General features: G+C 67.2%; 11 protein-coding genes and 3 pseudogenes. 5 read left to right on the forward strand and 9 right to left on the reverse strand.

The annotated features are described in order from the left end of the window. The first annotated feature begins 12 nt into the window (after window positions 1-12). Window positions 13-687 (forward strand): TrkA family potassium uptake protein, encoded by a 675-nt coding sequence (locus QE394_RS00895; protein WP_349033526.1) that lies wholly within the window; start codon window positions 13-15, stop codon window positions 685-687. Beyond that, window positions 684-1,337, forward strand: a pseudogene (locus tag QE394_RS00900) (TrkA family potassium uptake protein); the annotation flags it as partial. The gene QE394_RS00895 and the pseudogene QE394_RS00900, both read left to right, overlap by 4 nt. A 323-nt stretch (window positions 1,338-1,660) precedes the next feature. Here the strand turns inward: QE394_RS00900 and QE394_RS00905 are convergent. The 4 genes from QE394_RS00905 to dut form a co-directional block, all read right to left on the reverse strand. Further along, on the reverse strand, window positions 1,661-2,521 hold the full coding sequence (locus QE394_RS00905; protein WP_349033527.1) for a DUF3159 domain-containing protein: 861 nt from the start codon (window positions 2,519-2,521) through the stop codon (window positions 1,661-1,663). After that, window positions 2,518-2,871 (reverse strand): hypothetical protein, encoded by a 354-nt coding sequence (locus tag QE394_RS00910; RefSeq protein WP_261621197.1) that lies wholly within the window; start codon window positions 2,869-2,871, stop codon window positions 2,518-2,520. The genes QE394_RS00905 and QE394_RS00910 overlap by 4 nt, the downstream gene beginning before the upstream one ends. 4 nt (window positions 2,872-2,875) lie before the next feature. Beyond that, window positions 2,876-3,589 (reverse strand): DUF3710 domain-containing protein, encoded by a 714-nt coding sequence (locus tag QE394_RS00915; protein WP_261621194.1) that lies wholly within the window; start codon window positions 3,587-3,589, stop codon window positions 2,876-2,878. Window positions 3,590-3,686: 97 nt separating this feature from the next. Further along, on the reverse strand, window positions 3,687-4,208 hold the full coding sequence (gene dut, locus QE394_RS00920; protein WP_056084709.1) for a dUTP diphosphatase: 522 nt from the start codon (window positions 4,206-4,208) through the stop codon (window positions 3,687-3,689). A gap of 139 nt (window positions 4,209-4,347) precedes the next feature. Between dut and QE394_RS00925 the strand changes: the two genes are divergently transcribed. Continuing rightward, on the forward strand, window positions 4,348-4,833 hold the full coding sequence (locus QE394_RS00925) for a DUF3093 domain-containing protein (protein WP_056084712.1): 486 nt from the start codon (window positions 4,348-4,350) through the stop codon (window positions 4,831-4,833). A gap of 191 nt (window positions 4,834-5,024) precedes the next feature. Further along, complete coding sequence (gene sepH, locus QE394_RS00930) at window positions 5,025-6,416, forward strand: septation protein SepH (RefSeq protein ID WP_349033528.1); 1,392 nt, start codon at window positions 5,025-5,027, stop codon at window positions 6,414-6,416. Between the two features lie 99 nt (window positions 6,417-6,515). On the opposite strand, the gene QE394_RS00935 is transcribed toward sepH, so the two are convergent. From QE394_RS00935 to QE394_RS00955, 5 genes and pseudogenes are all read right to left on the reverse strand, one after another. After that, window positions 6,516-8,522 (reverse strand): DUF222 domain-containing protein, encoded by a 2,007-nt coding sequence (locus QE394_RS00935; protein WP_349035355.1) that lies wholly within the window; start codon window positions 8,520-8,522, stop codon window positions 6,516-6,518. A gap of 154 nt (window positions 8,523-8,676) precedes the next feature. Continuing rightward, window positions 8,677-9,408, reverse strand: coding sequence for a thymidine kinase (locus QE394_RS00940; RefSeq protein ID WP_056084845.1), 732 nt, complete (start codon window positions 9,406-9,408; stop codon window positions 8,677-8,679). After that, window positions 9,401-10,652, reverse strand: a pseudogene (locus QE394_RS00945) (nucleotide pyrophosphatase/phosphodiesterase family protein). The gene QE394_RS00940 and the pseudogene QE394_RS00945 overlap by 8 nt, the downstream one beginning before the upstream one ends. After that, window positions 10,652-11,395: a DUF5998 family protein gene (locus tag QE394_RS00950; RefSeq protein WP_056084721.1), complete on the reverse strand. Its 744-nt coding sequence runs from the start codon at window positions 11,393-11,395 to the stop codon at window positions 10,652-10,654. The pseudogene QE394_RS00945 and the gene QE394_RS00950 overlap by 1 nt, the downstream one beginning before the upstream one ends. A gap of 174 nt (window positions 11,396-11,569) precedes the next feature. Then, complete coding sequence (locus tag QE394_RS00955) at window positions 11,570-14,254, reverse strand: GNAT family N-acetyltransferase (RefSeq protein WP_349033529.1); 2,685 nt, start codon at window positions 14,252-14,254, stop codon at window positions 11,570-11,572. An 81-nt stretch (window positions 14,255-14,335) separates the two neighbouring features. Between QE394_RS00955 and QE394_RS00960 the strand changes: the two are divergent. Beyond that, a pseudogene (locus QE394_RS00960) lies at window positions 14,336-16,844 on the forward strand (DNA topoisomerase IV subunit A). Window positions 16,845-16,865: the final 21 nt, after the last annotated feature.

Below are 16,865 nucleotides of genomic sequence, written 5' to 3' on the forward strand. Positions count from 1 at the left end.
AGAGGAGATACGGTGGCGCATTTCGTGATCATGGGATGTGGCCGGGTGGGGGCGACACTGGCGCACACGCTCGAAGATGCCGGGCACTCAGTGGCCATCATCGACCAGGACGACCGCGCGTTCCGCCGGCTCCGGCAGGGGTTCACCGGGCGGAAGGTCACCGGCGTCGGCTTCGACCGGGAAACGCTCAAACAGGCCGGCGTGGCAGAGGCCTACGCCTTCGCAGCTGTATCAAGCGGCGACAACTCGAACATCCTGGCCACCCGGGTGGCCCGCGAGACCTTCCATGTACCGCATGTGGTGGCGAGGATCTACGATCCCGGCCGCGCCGAGATCTATCAGCGCCTGGGCATCCCTACGGTAGCGGCGGTCCGCTGGAGCGCCGACCAGGTGCTCCGCCGGATCCTTCCGGAGCAGCATCTTGCCGGCGACTACCGCGAACCCTCCGGACGCCTGGTGCTGGCGGAGCTGGACCTGGACGCCGGATGGGTGGGCCACAGGATCAGCAGCATCGAGAAGGCTGCCGGCGTTCGCGTGGCGTTCCTCACCCGTTTCGGAGAAGGGCTGTTGCCGGATGCCGGCACGGCCTACCAGGACGGCGACACCGTGCACGCCATGCTCCAGGTGGACCGCACCTCCCAGATCGCCCAGGTCCTGGCCAAAGCCCCCGCTAAGGAGTTGCAGTGAAAGTCGTGATCGTTGGCGCGGGCAGCGTCGGATCGTCCATTGCCAGGGAATTGCTGTCCCACAAGCACGAGATCCTCCTGATCGACCTTAAGCCCGAGGTCATCGGCCGCAGCGGCCTTCGGGGCGCGCATTGGATGGTGGGTGACGCCTGCGAGCTGAGCACACTCCAAGGGGCGAAGGTTGAGGAAGCCGACGTGGTGGTGTCCGCCACGGGCGATGACAAGGTCAACCTTGTGGTCTCGTTGCTGGCCAAAACCGAGTTCGGCGTAGGCCGTACGGTGGGCCGCGTCAACAACCCCAAGAACGACTGGATGTTCAACGACTCCTGGGGCGTGGACGTTGCTGTCAACACCCCGCAGCTGATGACTGCACTGGTGGAAGAGGCCGTGGAAATCGGCGACCTGGTCCGGCTCCTGACCCTCCAGACGGGCGTTGCCTCGCTGGTGGAGTTCACGGTTCCGCACGACTCGCATGTCATCGGGAGCACCGTGGGCGACATCGAGTGGCCCGATGATTCCACCCTGGTGGCAATCCTGCGGGACCATGCGCCCATCACGCCCAGCCGGGATGACGTCATCGACGGCGGCGACGAACTGTTCTTCGTGACCACCATCGCAGCGGAGGACGAGTTGCGTGCCCTCCTCTCCCCCGATGCTGCCGAATCAGTGGCGCAGCCGGAGGAAGGCGAAACACCCGGCGGTCAGGTGCCGTCAGGCGCAGGTACAGCATCTGCCGGCGGGGATCACGGCGGCGCCGTGAGTGGCGGTGCGGAGAACGCCGATGCTGCCCCAGGGAACGGTGACGCCGCACCGGCTGATGCTGGGCGTCCCGGTACGGCGCAGGATTCCCGGCAGGCCCGGCAGTCGTCCCTGGAGGACGACGGGTTCGACGGGTAGCCGGACCGGCGCCTGTGGCGTGGCCCGGCCGGCCACCGGTGGCCGGCCTGGGCTGTGGCGGGGGAACCCCGGCGAGCCTAGCCCTTCGGCGCCGTTTCGCTGCCTGCTGCATCCGCGGCGGCAGCGGGACGGGTGACCAGCCAGGCTATCCAGACGCCCAGGATGTACAGCGGGGCGCCCATGATCAGGCGCGTGGTCGCCAGGGCTGCGAGTCCCTCCGGTCCCATCAGGTACAGCGGGACCTGCACCAGGAGCCGCAGTGCCAGGACGCCGACAATGATCCAGGTGCCCAGCTGGTAGGCACGCACACGGGCCGGTTCCTTGCGCCAGTCCAGCCCTTCGTTGCGGATGAAGCCGAACAGCAGCCCCGCAACCGGCCATTTCACGAAGATCGAGATCACCATCGCAATGATGTATGCCCCGTTGGTGAAGAACCCGGGCAGGTAGAAATCCTCGGCCTTGCCCGTGGTGTTGGCAAGCCACGCGGAAATCCCGACGCCGACTACGCCGGCGAGGGCCTGGGTCAGCGGCCGCCGCTGCATCAGCCGCACCACAGTGAACACCGCCGCGGACGCCAGCGCCGCCACCAGAGAGGGGGTGAGGTCCTGGGTCACCGTGAAGGCAATGAGGAAGACCAGCCCGGGCAGGATGCTCTCGGCGATGCCCTGGACCCCGCCTGCGCTCTTCAGGACGTCGACGCGCCCGTCGTGGGTCCTGTGCAGCCCCGCTTTGGCCGCGTAGTCGGCGGCCATGCCTGCCATTGGCGAGGACTCCCCGCCGTTCCGTGGGCCGTTGTCCCGGGTGTCACCGGCCTGGAAGTTGCTGGTTTGGTCCCTGGTGGACGGTGACTGACCGTCCTGCCCGCCGTTAGCTGCGGAGTTGCCGGTGGTGTCCGGGTGGGCCGCGCCGGGAGACGGGTCTGGCTGGTGCGCGGTCATTCGTTCTCCTGATGGGAAAGTATCTCGTAGCGCGGGTTGAAAATGGTGGGCATCCCCTCGCTCCTGGACAGCATGCCTTCGAGCTTGAGTTCGGTCCCGGCTTCAATGCCGGGAACCCGGCGCCGACCCAGCCACACCACCCGCAGGCGCGCCCTCGCGGCGCCGGCCCGGACGGACCCTGGACGGAGCGCACCGGAGTCGGAGACGATCGCGCTGAAGGCTGCTGTCCGGTCAGCGGGAACGTAGGTGACGGATTCGATGCGGCCCTGGCACAGGACGCGCCCCTTGTCCGGCAGTTGGTCCAGGGGAACAGGAGCCCTGCCATGCGACGCCGGCGATCCCCCACCCATGGCTTCAGCCAATCTGGGTGACTTCGGGGCCGCGTTCCGGCTCCGAGAGGTTCGGAGCGCCCGGAGGCGGTGTGGTGGTTGCATCCTTGGGGAGACGCAACTGGAGAAGGTCGCGTGGTGGCATGGGACTGTCACCCCGGACCACCACCACCTTCCGGAACAGTGCTTCGAGCGGTTCGGCCGCGTCACGTTCAAGCGCAGCAGGTCCGCCGAGCACGCCACGAAGGAACCAGCGGGGGCCGTCGACGCCGATGAAGCGCGCCACGCGGAATCCCTGGCTGCCGTCGGGAAGACCAGCAGGAAGCTTTGCCACGAGTTCTGTTCCGAAGGGGCCTTCGATGTCCTCCACCTGGCCGCCCTGCGCACCCACCGACTGGCCAATCTGGCTGCGGATCTCTTCCCAGAGCTCTTCGGTCTTGGGCGCGGCAAAGGCCTGCAGCTGCAGGCTGGACCCGTTGAGGTCCAGGGTGACTGCCACCACCCGCTGGGTGGCTTCCTCAACCTCGAGGCGGAGCTGGAGGCCCTCGCTTGGGGTGATCAGCAGGGCGCCGAGATCCACATAACCGTCGCGGCTGCTGATTTCAGACTCATCCAAGGGGCCATTGGCTCGCTGGTCGGCTGCCTCCGCTTCGCCGTCTGCGGGCGCATCGTCAGCGAGCAACCCGTCCGGTGCGTCCGGTTGCTCCGTCTTGGCTTTCCTGCCGAACCCAAAGGCCATGAGGATGTTTCTCCTTTAATGTGAATGTTCCGGTCCGGCCCTGGGAGGTACCGTCGCCGTACTGCGTTGGCCGTGGCACCAGCTGCCACGGGCCGAATCAGGCTCCGGGCAGATTGAACCCGCCGGTGGAGCCGAAGCCCCCGGTGCCGCGCACGGAGCCGCTCAATTCCGTGACTGGAACGAACTGTGCATGCTCGACGCGTTGGATGACCATCTGGGCAATTCTATCGCCGCGCCGCAGCTCGATGGCCTGGCTCACATCAGTGTTCAGGAGCGTGACCGAAATCTCGCCGCGGTAGCCGGCGTCGACCGTTCCCGGTGCGTTGACGATGGTGAGGCCGTGCTTGGTGGCGAGGCCGGAACGGGGGTGGATCAGGGCCACGAATCCCTCGGGAAGGGCGATGGCTACGCCCGTTGGAACGAGCCTGCGCTCACCGGGCTGCAGGGTAACGTCCTGCCGCGCGCGGAGGTCCGCGCCGGCGTCGCCGGGATGGGCGTAGGAGGGCGCTTCCAGTTCCGGATCCAGCATCTTCAGCTGGACCTGCAGGGTGGGAGCGGAGGCCGGAAGTTCCGGCGCTTCATCGAAAACGGTGCTTGCTGCGGCGGGTTGATCAGTCACAGTCACTCACTCTAACCCGCGCCTCAGGATCAGACCTAGGGTGGGCCCCTGAAGGGCGAAGGCCCATGGCCGGGGAGAACGGCATGTGCGGTTTGCACGCAAAGATGAAATAGCCCGGCAAAGGTGGAAAGCTTGGCCTATGCCCGAAACAAGCTCCCCAGCCCCCACGCCCAGCCCGTCTACAGGGTCTTCGGCCACTTATAGGGAGAAGCTTTGGCCCAACGTGTGGATCTGGATCATTGCGGCTGGAATCTCGGCGGCGGGGATCCTGGTGTTCGCGCCGATCAGCATGTTTGCCGGCATCACTGCGGCAGTGGTCCTTTTCGCCATCATGGCGGTGCTCCTGATCCTGTCGACACCGACCCTCCTGGTCACCCCGGAAACCTTCACCGTCGGCCGCGCCACCATCGAACGCAAGTTCGTCGGCGCCGTCGAACACTTCAGCGGCGGGGAAGCAACGGCGGAGCGGGGCACCAGGCTCAACGGCCTTGCCTACCTTTGCATCCGAGGGTGGATCGACCCCGTAGTCAAGGTGGAGATCACCGATCCTGCCGACAAGACGCCCTATTGGCTGACCTCGACGCGGCACCCGGAAGAACTCGCGGCGGCCCTCAGCCGCAACTGATAAGTCGGTCACGCCCGTGCCGGCCAGGGAACGGAACGGTTAGCAACGCAGGGACCTTCGCTCTCGGATAGAAACGCGGTGGCATCGCCGGAAACGCCGGAATATCGCGGCGCGCCCTGCCCCTTGAGGCAATTAACGCCCACCGGGTGGCAGAGTTTCGATTGATAGTGATGCCAGGGTGGAGGATTTGTATGCAGGATCTACGGCTTGTAGGCGTGCACGACGACGGGACTCACCTCCTGTTGAGCGGGGCCGGCGGCGAGATGTTCCGGCTGCCGATCGATGAAGCGCTCCGAACAGCGGGCCGGTCGGCTCCGAAGCCGACGCCGGAACGGCCTGCCATTCCGATGTCCCCCCGGGACATCCAGGCGCGGATCCGCGCCGGCGCCACGGCCGCAGACGTCGCAGAACTTTCCGGGCTGCCGCTTGCAAAAGTCGAGCGCTACGAAGGCCCGGTCCTTGCCGAACGGGAATACATTGCGCAGCAGGCCCGCAAGGTCGAAGTAGCCACGCCCTCCCCCGGCCATGACGTATACAGGTCCGCTTTCGGCGACAACCCCGCCACCCTGGATGAGATGGTGTCGCACCGGTTGACCGCTCACGGCATCGACCCCTCAGCAGTGGAATGGGATTCGTGGCGCAGGCAGGACGGAACCTGGACCGTTACCGCCAGTTTCACGGCAAAGACTGATGGCACTGCCGGAATCGGCGAGGAACCTCCGGCGAAATGGACTTTCAACCCCGTCCGGAAGGCACTGCAAAACGCCAACCGCTGGGCCCAGCAGCTCAGCGAACTGGAGCCGCTGGATGGACCCGTTCCGGCCCGCCGCCTGTCGGCCGTCTCTGACCGGCCGTTCGATTTCGAAACCGACGCCGACGCGGTGCGGACTGGCCCGCAGGGTGTCGTTGCAGGTCCCGGCAAGGAAGCCGATGGGCTGCTCGACATGCTCCGTTCCCGCCGCGGCCAGCGCCTGGGCGTCGACGAGGACTCCGATGATGCCCTCGCCATGCTCCTGACCCAGGGTGTGCCGGCGGCGCACCCGCGGCCTTCGGAAGTTGTCCCTGAACCCGAGGCGGACGTTGAGGCCGGTGTCGAAGAACCGGACGACGGGCAGCATGACGATGAACCGGATGCTCCCGCAGCAAAGGGCGACTCCTTCATCCGACGCCGCGATGCCAGGCCGTCCATGCTGTCCCGCCTGAGCCTGATCCCGCATCACCGCGACGTTGAGGACGACGTCCTGAAACTGCACGACGGCGTCAGCACGGAAACGCGCGAAGTCACCATCGTCGCGTCCCCGCAGAACAGCGCACCCTCGCAGAACGGCCAGCCCGCTCCCGAACGCCCCGCCGAGACAACCTCCGACGAGGCTCCCTCCGGGCGTGACGGCAACACCAATGCCGGCTTGGACGAACTGCTGGGCGGCGGCCAGCGCCGGTTCGCGTCGAGGAACGACGACGGCCAGTCAAGCGTGAAGGGGCAGTCGCCGGAGGCTGAGGCGCCCGAGCGTCAGCCTTCCCGCCCCAAGCGGTCCAGTGTCCCGTCCTGGGACGAGATTGTTTTCGGCACCCGCAGCGAATAGCGGTATGTCGCGCAGCTCCTGTCCACATCCGGGCCCTTCGCCGTGCAGAAGAGAAAACCGAGCCTCTGCTATGCCTGGTCCTTGTGGAGTTGACGGCTGCTAGGCGTGGAGCAACCAGTCTGTGCGGTTTCCCCATGGATCGGCGGGCAGTATGAAGGGTGTTGCGTAGAAGGCCTCCCACAGCGGATCGTCCGGGGAGAGATCGCCGGGTTCGATGAGGTCTTCACCGAGTAGTTCCCTGTCCACTGTTTCGTCGTCGGGTGGGTCCGCGAGCAGGTGTTCCGGACAGACGACAATGCCGGCAAGTATCTGCTCCTCCAACGACCACGGCGCATCATCTGATCCGTGGGCAGTTCTTTCCTCCGGCAGTTGCTTTGGACGCGTTTGCTTCGCCGGTTCCTGCGCTTGGCCTATTCTTTCGGGCGCGTCCGTCCCGCCCGACAAGATCACATCGTTGCCCACGCGCACGTCTGCGGTCATGTTGGCCTCCCCCGCCGCACCAACATCTGCGGTCACTCCTGGCTCCCCGACCACGCCTACGTCCCGGTTCGCTGCAGAGACGCCCGCCACCGCACAGTCGCCAGCCTCGACATAGTCTCCGGTCAGGGCCCTGTCCTGTTCGAGTTCGAGGAGTGCGGGTGGCCAGTGTGGTGTTTGTGGGTCGGGGTGTTGGCCCGGGTAGTGGCGGCCTGTGGGGGAGGTCCAGCCGGGTGGTTCAGTCCCGGTTGCTGGTGTGGGGGTCCAGCCGCTGCTGTGTTTGAGCCGGTGATGTTTCGGGCAGAGCTGTGCCAGGTTGCTGACCCCGGTTGTCCCGTGGTGCTGCCAGGCGGTGAGGTGGTCGGTGTCGTTGTCTGTGCTGGGGTTGGTGCAGCCGGGGAAGGTGCAGTGCCCGTCGCGCATCCTGATCCAGCGTTTCATCGCCTCCGTCAGCCGGTAACTAGTCCGGCCGATCTCCAAGGGCGCACCGTCGCGGGGATCGACGAGGACCCGGTAAAACGAGGTCGCCCCGTCGGCGACGAGTTTCCGTGCCATGGCCGCCGGGATGGGCCCGTACCCGTCCAAATCTGCCGGTTCGTCAGTGCTGCCCAACATTGTAAATATCGGAATGGTGACCAGCACGTCGGCTTTCGGCGCGGGGATCTTGCTGAGGTCAACGAAGTATGGGTCGGTCCCGTTGCCACTGGCACCGGGAAGACTATCGGCCCCGGATGCGCTGCCAGATCCTTCGCCACCGTCCAACCGGCCTGTGGCAGCGGCCCCGGTGTGGGTGCCGAGGAGGAATCTGGCGGCGGTGTCCGGCCGCAACTGGGTGAGGGTGCGGGTCTCGCCCGGTCCCTGAAGGCCCCGGGCGATCGCAGTGGTCTTGTTCCAGATGGCGCAGGCGGTGTCCCCCGGCAGGATCAGGGTAATCGATGCCATCCCATCGGCGCCGGGGCGGTATTCCATCCGCCGCTCCGCCACACACCTGACGTGCCGTTCCTGGACGGACGCGGGGTAGGTGCGTTCGCGCCAGGTCCTGACCTTCCGGCGGAACAGGTGCGCCACGAGATCACCGGGTGCCAACCCGCGGGCACGGCTGGGGGCGTCGGGGTCGAAGAAGTGCGCGACCAACGCCTCAGCACTCTCGGGGGCCAGGCAGTCCGTTTCGTCGGCCACAATCACCGCATGCCGCCACGACAACAACCCAGAAGCCAGCGCACCCGCGACCGCCGGCATCGCACAGACTTTGCGTGACTGGCTGATGAACGACGTAGCGGCGCCAGGGCTGAGCGTCAGGACCCCGGCGACCTCCGCCGTCGTGGACATCTCCACGAACGCCCGCTCCGACCCCGTGGCGTCAGGCGGTGTCATCGCCTCCTGAAACTCCGCGAACTCCGCGGCGTCCGCTGCCATTCCGGCCGCGGCCTGGGCCGCCAACTGCTTCCAGAACGCCAACCGCTGCAGCCGCAGCTCAGACTTCCGCTCCAACACATCAACATCAGCACCGCCGGAACCAGCCACATATGGAGCGTTCGCGCCAAACACATCCGAGCCAGCCCGGTCCAGTTCCGCGTCCTTCAGGAACAGCACGTCGAGGCTGGCGACAGAGGCCCGAAGACCCTCCATCACCTCTGTCTCCTCGACCGGAGAATCCGCCGCGTTTCCCATAAAAGAATTCTCGCGCGAGGGTCTGACATTGCTGCCGGAACGTACAGCCACCCCGGACGGACCCCACTCAAGGCGGTCCCGGTTCCGCGTCCGGGAAGGGCAACGGAAGGAGCTAGGCCCCGGTCCCCGCGGCCGGTCCCCCGGATCCGTGCCAGAGGCATGCGTCAACGTCGAACGGCAGGAGCTGGTCCTGCTCAGCCATCAGGTTGGCCCCGTGGGCGGTGACACGCCGCATGAAGTGCCGCCTGCAGAGAGTCTCGTACCCCACCACCGGGACGTGGTGGCCAGCGGCAGCAACGGCTCCGTCCACTGCCATGTCCACGTCTCCCACCACCACCTGGGCGCCCTCGGTGACCATGACGCCGTCGACCGTCCTGGCATTGTGTGTGGCGCGGCGCCCGCACCAGCACAAAGCCTCAACCTGCAGGACCTGGACGCGGTCAGCGAGTTCGATCAGCCGCTGCGAGCCCGGAAACAGCCTGGTCCGGAAGTCGGCCGTGATCCCGAACGCGAAAACATCCACGTCGATCTCATCCACCACTTTGGCGAGCTGCTCTACCTGCTCGGGCGTGTAGAACTGTGCTTCATCGCAGATCAGGTAGTCGACGCGCTGGCCGTGGGTGCGCCGGCGCATGACTTCCTCCCAGAAATCCGTGCCGTCCACCACCTCGACGGCGTCCGTTTCCAGGCCCAGGCGGCTGGAGATCCGTGACTCACCGGCACGGTCGTTCCGGCTGAACCGAACGCCGCCGCGGCCCCTGACCCGGTGGTTGTGGTCCATCTGCAACGCGAGGGTGGACTTGCCGCAGTCCATCGTGCCGGAGAAGAAGACAAGTTCAGCCACGGCGGCGGCCACCCTTGCCGCCGCCAGCGGTCAGGCAGAGCAGAGGAACCTCGCGTTCCGCCTTGGTCAGTGACCCGTGCTGGCCCACCACTTCCATGGCGGTGGGGCGGCTGCGCCGGGTGTCGTAGAGGGCCAGGGAATCCCGGGCTGCGATCATCACGTCGCCAATCCTGCCTTCGACGGCAGGCCGCACCGCACCGAAGAGGCCGGCGGCCACGGCTTCGTCCCGGGTGAAAGCCCAGACCTTGCTGCCGAACCGGTTCCGCCATGCGGTCAGCAGCCGGTCCCGGCCCGCTGTTCCGGCCGTCTCCTCGAGGTAGAGGTGGACCATGCGGGGTTCGCCGGCGGTGTGCCGTACGCCTTCCACCAGTGCGGGCTCGGCGGAGTAATCTATCCGGTGCGGTTCCGGCACGTCCAGCATTCCGTGGTCAGCGGTCAGGAGAATGGTGGTCCCGGCCGGAAGCGAGGTGCTGAGCCGCTTGACGGTGGCGTCGAGTTCCTCGAGCTGGTGTTCCCACTGCTGGGACTGGCAGCCGTAGCGGTGCCCGGCTTTGTCCAGTTCGTTCAGGTAGAAGTACATCAGCGATGGCCCGCTGCCGGACATGGCATCCGCTGCGGCTGCGGTGCGCGCATGGGATGTGGTGCCGGAGATGAACCGCCCACCGCGCAGGGCTGCACGGGTCATGGACGAATCCGCGAACTGCGGCAGGCTGATGGTGGTGACGTCGGCATGTTCGGCCGCCCGTTCGAGCACCGTGGGGTGGGGCTGCCAGTCGTTGGGGTCTACTCCCGGGTCCCAGTTCCCCAGCAGGTTGACCACCTTGTCCTGTTGCGGGTCGAGCACGTCGTAGCCCACCATGCCGTGCTGGCCGGGCGGCAGGCCGGTGCCAAGGCTGGACAGGGCTGCGGCGGTGGTGGAAGGAAACGCGGAGTCGAGCCAGACGGGCACCAAGCCCTGCCCGGCCTGGATGACCGAGCGTAGGGAACGGGGTGTGGGCGGACTTCTGCTTGAGCAGGTTCCGGCCCAGGCCGTCCGCCACCACAACGCAAACCCGCTGCGACGGCGGCAGCTTCAGCGTGTTCTCAAACCCGCCGATTCCGAGGCTGGCGGCGGCGCTGGTCAGCACCTCGGCGACGGAACGGTGTCCGTAGGCCGGTGCCGGGGGAAGGTCCGACGCCGGTCCGGCCAGTGCGGCGGCATTTGCAGGGGCGGCTGGGGGTACCTGGGGGCGCTCTTCGGGCATCAGCGCTGCTGGTGGCCGCGGCTGAGGCGCGTGCCGAACACGCCGGCGCGCGGCCGGGGCGGCAGTGACTGCACGTGGGGTACGGGCGAAGTGGACCCGGTATTGACGGCCCGCAGGGCCCGGGCAAAGAGCTTCGCGTCCTGGACTGCCTGCAGCCCGTCGGCCTCCGCGCTGATCCGCAGGACGATGTCCTCCTGCGCAATCGTGCCGGTATAGCCGTGGTCTGCTTCGCATTGGGGATCGCCGCAGCTGGCAGGGCCCATATCCAGGCGCTGGCCACCGGACCAGGCGATGGACAGTGTCAGCTCCCGCACGGGATCGGACGGCTTGTAGTTCTGCGGCTGGGCATACATGTAGCTGAGGACCACCGAACGGATCTGGGCCACGGGAACGGACTCCGTGGAGATCTGGGCAACGATCTGCTCGCCTGCCTCATCCAGCTGCTGGTCGTCCACGTGCGTGATCACCAGCATGTCCGCCGTGAGGACCAGCACCGTGATGTGCCGGCGGACCTCCGCACGGTCAAAGTGGGTTTCCAGGTGCACCAGGTGCGCCACGCAGTCGCGGCCGTCCAGGGCGTCATCCACCACATCTGCCACGAGGCGCGGATAGAAACCTGCCTTTTGGAGGGCACCTTCCAGGCTTTGGCCCTGGGAACCGTGGCTGTGTGAGCTGTGGTGGCGGATGGCCTGGTCTTCATTACCGGGCGTTTCAGGCGCCGAGGCGGGAGGCTGGGAGCTCATTCCTCCATTTTCACAGATGCGCTGCTTACTTTGCCAACCGCCCGCTCCCCGCAGCGGACAAACGAACGGCAATCACAGGAGAAGCGAAGGACAAGTTAGCAATGTGGGGAAAGGGATGCGGCAGAGACAAACCGGCAGATGACGCCGCCGGCAAGCCCGTGGATCGACGCAGTGTCAGCCCCGCATTGCCCGCCGTGCGCTGTCCGTGCGTTGGGCGGCGTTCCCGATCCGGACGTCGGCCGCCAGGATGGTTGCCCCGCTCGTCCCGCAGAGCACCGGGTTGAACTCCACCAAAGCGATTTCGGGGTGGTTGTCCTTCATCCAGGCCAGCCGGCCTGCCAGGTCCTCCAGGGCGGAAACGTCGACGGCGGGAAGGCCCTGGTAGCCAAAAAGCTTCCGCGCCGCCCGGGGCGCCCGGATGAAGTCGTGGACGTCCGCGGCGGACAGCGGCGGTACCCGGTGCGACCAGTCGTCCAGGAGGTTCACAGCATCGCCGGCCAGGCCGAAGGAGATGACCGGCCCCAGCAGCGGGTCCTCAATGGCCCGGAACGTGCACGCCTGGCCTACCGGTGCCATGGACTGCACCTCCAGGGCCGGGTCGCCGTAGAGGGCAAGGGCACGGCGCATCTGGAGCACATCCCGGCGCAGCGACTCGGCGTCCTGGATGTCCAGGCGGACGCCGCCCAGGTCGAGCCGGTGCCGCAGGGCGGGGTCAGTCGTCTTCACCGCCACCGGCCAGCCAAGAGCCTCGGCGGCTTCCACCGCTTCGTCAGGGGTGTCAAAGGCCGCAGACGGCAGTACGGAAATGCCGTAGTGCCCCAGCAGGGACGCGGCCGCTGCGGGGTCCAGCTGCTTGAGCTGCTCCCCCCTGACGTCGCGGAGCTGGACTTCGAGCTCGGCGCGGGCACGGGCGGGATCGCAGCCCGACGGTTCCACGAAGTGGCCGTGGTCCCGCGACACCCATTCCGAGTACCTCACCACGGCGGCGAGCGCTGCCACGGCCGCGCCGGGGTTGGAGAAGCACGGTACGGCCTTGTCCGCGGCCCCCACCATGCCTTCAACGTAGACGGAGTCGTCAAGGATGCCGGTGAATGCCGCCACCACAGGCTTGCCGGCCTCGGCGGAGACGTCCGCCAGCGATTCCGCGATGCTGTCCACTGTGAGTCCGCGGGCCGGCAGGAGTGCTGCGACGGCGGCATGGACGTGCGCCGGGCGCAGCGCCTCGAGAAGCGCTGCGCGCAGGGCGGGCAAGGCCACCGAGCGGCCGGCATCGAGGTCTACCCCCGTCACCAGCTGCTCCACGCTGAGGCCGTGGTCTGCTGCACTGTCCGCCACTACCTTGCCCAGCGCCTGGGAGTTGCTGAGGATGGCCAGGCCGGGCCCGGCTGGCAGCGGCTGGCCCGCGACGACCTGGGCCACGTCCGCCAGCTGCTCGATGGTTTCGACGCGGATGACGCCGGACTGGCGCAGCATGGAGTCCAGCGCCCCGCCTGGCGCCTGGGTGGTGCGGACGGCGTGGCCCGGCGGCAGGCGCAGGCCCATGGTGTCGGATTTGGCTACGATCACCGGTTTGGTGCGGGCCAGGCGGCGGGCGATGCGGGAGAACTTGCGGGGGTTGCCGATCGATTCCAGGTAGAGGCCCACGGCGGAGGTGTCCGCATCGTCTTCCCAGTACTGCATGATGTCGTTGCCGGATACGTCGGCGCGGTTCCCGGCCGAGAGGAACGTCGAGATGCCGAGGCGCCGGCGGCTGGACGCAGCGTACAGGGAGACGCCAATGGCTGCCGACTGGCTGAACAGCCCCAGCCCGCCACGGCGCGGCAGGGTGGGCGCCATGGAGGCGTTGAGACGGACCTCGGGGTGCGTGTTGATAATGCCCAGGGACGCCGGGCCGATGACCCGCATCCCGCTCGCGCGCGCCTGGCGCACAAGGTTCCGCTGCCGCTGGAGGCCGCGTTCGCCGTCGTCCGCGAAACCTGCCGAGGCGATCACCAGGCCTTTGACGCCGGCGGCGGCGCAGTCCTCCACCACGGAGGGAACCTCCTCGTACGGCACGGCGATCACAGCGAGCTGCACGGGCTCGGGTACTTCGGTCAGCCGCCCGTAGGACAGCATGCCGGCCAGTTCCAGCGCCTCGGGATTAATGGCGTAGACGGGCCCGGGAAAGCCGCCTTCCACGATGTGCTCCAGCAGTTGGTAGCCCACGGTCCCCCACTTGCGGCTGGCGCCGATGACGGCCACGGACGACGGCGTCAGCAGGTCCCGCACGCTCCTGGCCTCGGCGCGGTGCTCGCGGGATTCCATCACGGCCCGGGATTTTTCGGTGGGGTCGATGTTGAATTCGAGGCTGACGACGCCGTCGTCGAAGTGGCGTTTGACGTCATAGCCGGCATCCGAGAAGACCATGAGCATTTTGCGGTTCTCGGGCAGCACCTCGGCGCTGAAGCGCTGGATCCCGTTTTCGTGGGCGGCGGCGGCGAGGTGTTCGAGCAGGATGGAGCCGATTCCGCGGCCCTGGTGCGCGTCGGCGATGTTGAAGGCAACCTCGGCCTCGGTGGGATCATCCAGCCGGTCGTAGCGGCCGATCCCGATGATTTCCCCGCGCATGGTGATGACGAACGCCACCCGGTCCTTGTAGTCCACTTCGGTGAACCGCTTGAGCTCCTTGGCTGACAGCCGTGCCTTGAAGGCGAAGAAGCGCATGTAAATTGAATTCTGCGACTGTCCGGTATGGAAGGTCTGGATGGCCTCCGCATCGGACGGATGGATGGGCCGCAAATGGGCTGTCCCGCCGTCGCGCAGGACGACATCGGCTTCCCAATGTTCCGGATATTCGCCGTCCCCGGGCTGATCCACCATAGGCTTAGCCTAGCCAAAAACTGCCGCAGCGCAGCAGCACCCTGCCCGGCAACCCCAGTAACCGAAGGATTCACCACCCCCATGGCCCGCCGCCAAAGCCCAGCACCCGTCGCGGACACCACTCCCTTCACGGAGAACATCGTCGACATCGACGTCACTTCCGAGATGGAGGGTTCGTTCCTGGAGTACGCGTACTCCGTGATCTACTCGCGGGCATTGCCCGACGCCCGCGACGGGTTGAAGCCGGTGCAGCGACGCATCCTGTACATGATGAGCGATATGGGCCTGCGGCCGGACCGCGGGCACGTCAAGAGCGCCCGGGTGGTGGGCGAAGTCATGGGTAAGCTGCACCCGCACGGTGACGCCGCCATCTACGACGCCATGGTGCGCATGGCGCAGGACTTCTCGCTGCGTTTGCCCCTGATCGACGGGCACGGCAACTTCGGATCGCTCGACGACGGCCCGGCAGCTCCGCGGTACACCGAGGCCAGGCTGGCGCCCGCTGCCCTCACACTCACCAACCACCTCGATGAAGACGTGGTGGACTTCGTCCCCAACTACGACAACCAGCTCACTCAGCCGGACGTCCTTCCGGCGGCTTTCCCCAACCTGCTGGTCAACGGCGCCACCGGCATCGCCGTGGGCATGGCCACCAACATGGCCCCGCACAACCTGGTGGAAGTCATCGCCGCGGCCAGGCACCTGATCGCCAACCCGGACGCCACGCTCGAAGACCTCATGCGCTTCGTTCCCGGCCCGGACCTGCCCAGCGGCGGCCGGATCGTGGGCCTGGACGGCATCCGTGACGCGTACGCCACCGGCAGGGGGTCCTTCAAGACCCGTGCCAAGGTGGAAGTGGAGCAGCTCTCGGCCCGCCGCACCGGCCTGGTGGTCACCGAACTGCCGTACATGGTTGGCCCCGAAAAGGTCATCGAGAAGATCAAGGACGCCGTCAACGCCAAGAAGCTGACCGGCATCAGCGACATCGTGGACCTGACGGACCGCAAGCACGGACTGCGCCTGGTCATCGAGCTCAAGAACGGCTTCAACCCCACGGCCGTGCTCCAGCAGCTCTACCGGTACACGCCGATGGAGGATTCCTTCGGCATCAACAACGTCACGCTGGTGGATGGGCACGCCGCAGACCCTCGGCCTGGTGGACCTGCTCTCCGTCTACGTCAACCACCGCATCGACGTTGTCCGCCGCCGCACCATCTTCCGGCTGGGCAAGAAGAAGGACCGGCTGCACCTGGTGGAGGGCCTCCTCATCGCCATCGTGGACATCGACGAGGTCATCCAGATCATCCGGTCCTCCGATGAGGCCGCCGCCGCCCGTGAGCGCCTGATGTCCATCTACGACCTCACCGAGATCCAGGCCAACTACATCCTGGAACTGCGGCTCCGCCAGCTGACCAAATACTCGCGGATCGAGCTGGAGAAGGAACAGGAACAGCTGCGCCGCGAGATCGCCGAACTCGAAGCCATCCTCAACTCCGAGGAACTGCTCCGTTCGCTGGTGTCCGATGAACTCGCAGCGATTGCCGAGGAACACGGCACCCCGCGCAGGACCATCCTGCTGGAGTCCGAAGCCGTTTCCCCCACCGTTGCGGCAGAACTTGCCGGCAGCAGGAAGGGCAAGCCTGCTCCCCTGGCCCTGGAGATCGCCGACGACCCCTGCTGGGCCATCCTGACCGCCTCGGGGCAGATCGGGCGAACCAGCAACCAGGAACCGCTGGCCGAGGCAGGCCCGCGGAACAAGCACGACGTGTTCACGTCGGTGGTAAAGACCTCGGCACGCGGCGAGATCGCTGCCATCACCTCCCAGGGCCGGATGCTCCGCCTCCAGGTGATGGACATGCCGGTCCTGCCACCCGTGGCAGGCCTGCCCAACATGGCCGGTGGTGTCCCGGCGAAGGACTTCCTGACGCTGCTGAAGGGCGAAACCCTGGTGGCATTCGCCCCGCTGGACGAGGTTCTCGCCATCGGCACCGCCCAGGGCGTGGTGAAGCGGGTCCAGCCGGATTACCCGTTGAACCGCGAGGACTGGGAAGTCATCGCGCTCAAGGACAAGGATTTCGTGGTGGGCGTGGCACCGGCTGCCGCTGATGATACCGAACTGGTGTTCCTGACGGCCCAGGCCCAGCTGTTGAAGTTTGCCGCCTCCGCCGTGCGTCCGCAGGGCCGGACGGCCGGTGGAATGGCCGGCATCAAACTTGCCGCGGGCGACCGCGTGACATTCTTCGGCGCGGTGCGCGCCCAGGACGAAGCCGCCGTCGTGGTGACCATTGCCGGCACCAACGGCGCCCTACCGGGGACTGCCCCGGGCACGGCGAAGGTGACCGCGTTCTCCGAATACCCGGTGAAGGGCCGTGCCACCGCGGGGGTGCGCGCGCACCGGTTCCTGAAGGGCGAGGACACGCTGCTGCTGGCGTGGGCCGGGCATGGTCCGGCCAAGGCGTCCTCGGCCGCAGGCGTAGCCAGGTCACTTCCGCAGGAGCACGGCCGCCGCGATGGTTCCGGTGTCCCCTTGTCCCAAGCCGTGGACGTGGTGGGGGCCGCGATGGCGTGGCCGGAGGCCGCCGAGGCGTAGTCCGCCCCGCCCGCCACCGCT

This window comes from Pseudarthrobacter sp. SORGH_AS 212, from assembly GCF_030818145.1.
Lineage (GTDB): Bacteria > Actinomycetota > Actinomycetes > Actinomycetales > Micrococcaceae > Arthrobacter.

Excerpts from the sequence above, each read along its gene's own strand:
- QE394_RS00905 (WP_349033527.1), bottom strand. The coding sequence starts at position 2,521 with ATGACCGCGCACCAGCCAGACCCGTCTCCCGGCGCGGCCCACCCGGAC.
- QE394_RS00910 (WP_261621197.1), bottom strand. The coding sequence starts at position 2,871 with ATGGGTGGGGGATCGCCGGCGTCGCATGGCAGGGCTCCTGTTCCCCTG.
- QE394_RS00915 (WP_261621194.1), bottom strand. The coding sequence starts at position 3,589 with ATGGCCTTTGGGTTCGGCAGGAAAGCCAAGACGGAGCAACCGGACGCA.
- QE394_RS00925 (WP_056084712.1), top strand. The coding sequence starts at position 4,348 with ATGCCCGAAACAAGCTCCCCAGCCCCCACGCCCAGCCCGTCTACAGGG.
- sepH (WP_349033528.1), top strand. The coding sequence starts at position 5,025 with ATGCAGGATCTACGGCTTGTAGGCGTGCACGACGACGGGACTCACCTC.
- QE394_RS00935 (WP_349035355.1), bottom strand. The coding sequence starts at position 8,522 with ATGGAGGGTCTTCGGGCCTCTGTCGCCAGCCTCGACGTGCTGTTCCTG.
- QE394_RS00950 (WP_056084721.1), bottom strand. The coding sequence starts at position 11,395 with ATGAGCTCCCAGCCTCCCGCCTCGGCGCCTGAAACGCCCGGTAATGAA.
- QE394_RS00955 (WP_349033529.1), bottom strand. The coding sequence starts at position 14,254 with ATGGTGGATCAGCCCGGGGACGGCGAATATCCGGAACATTGGGAAGCC.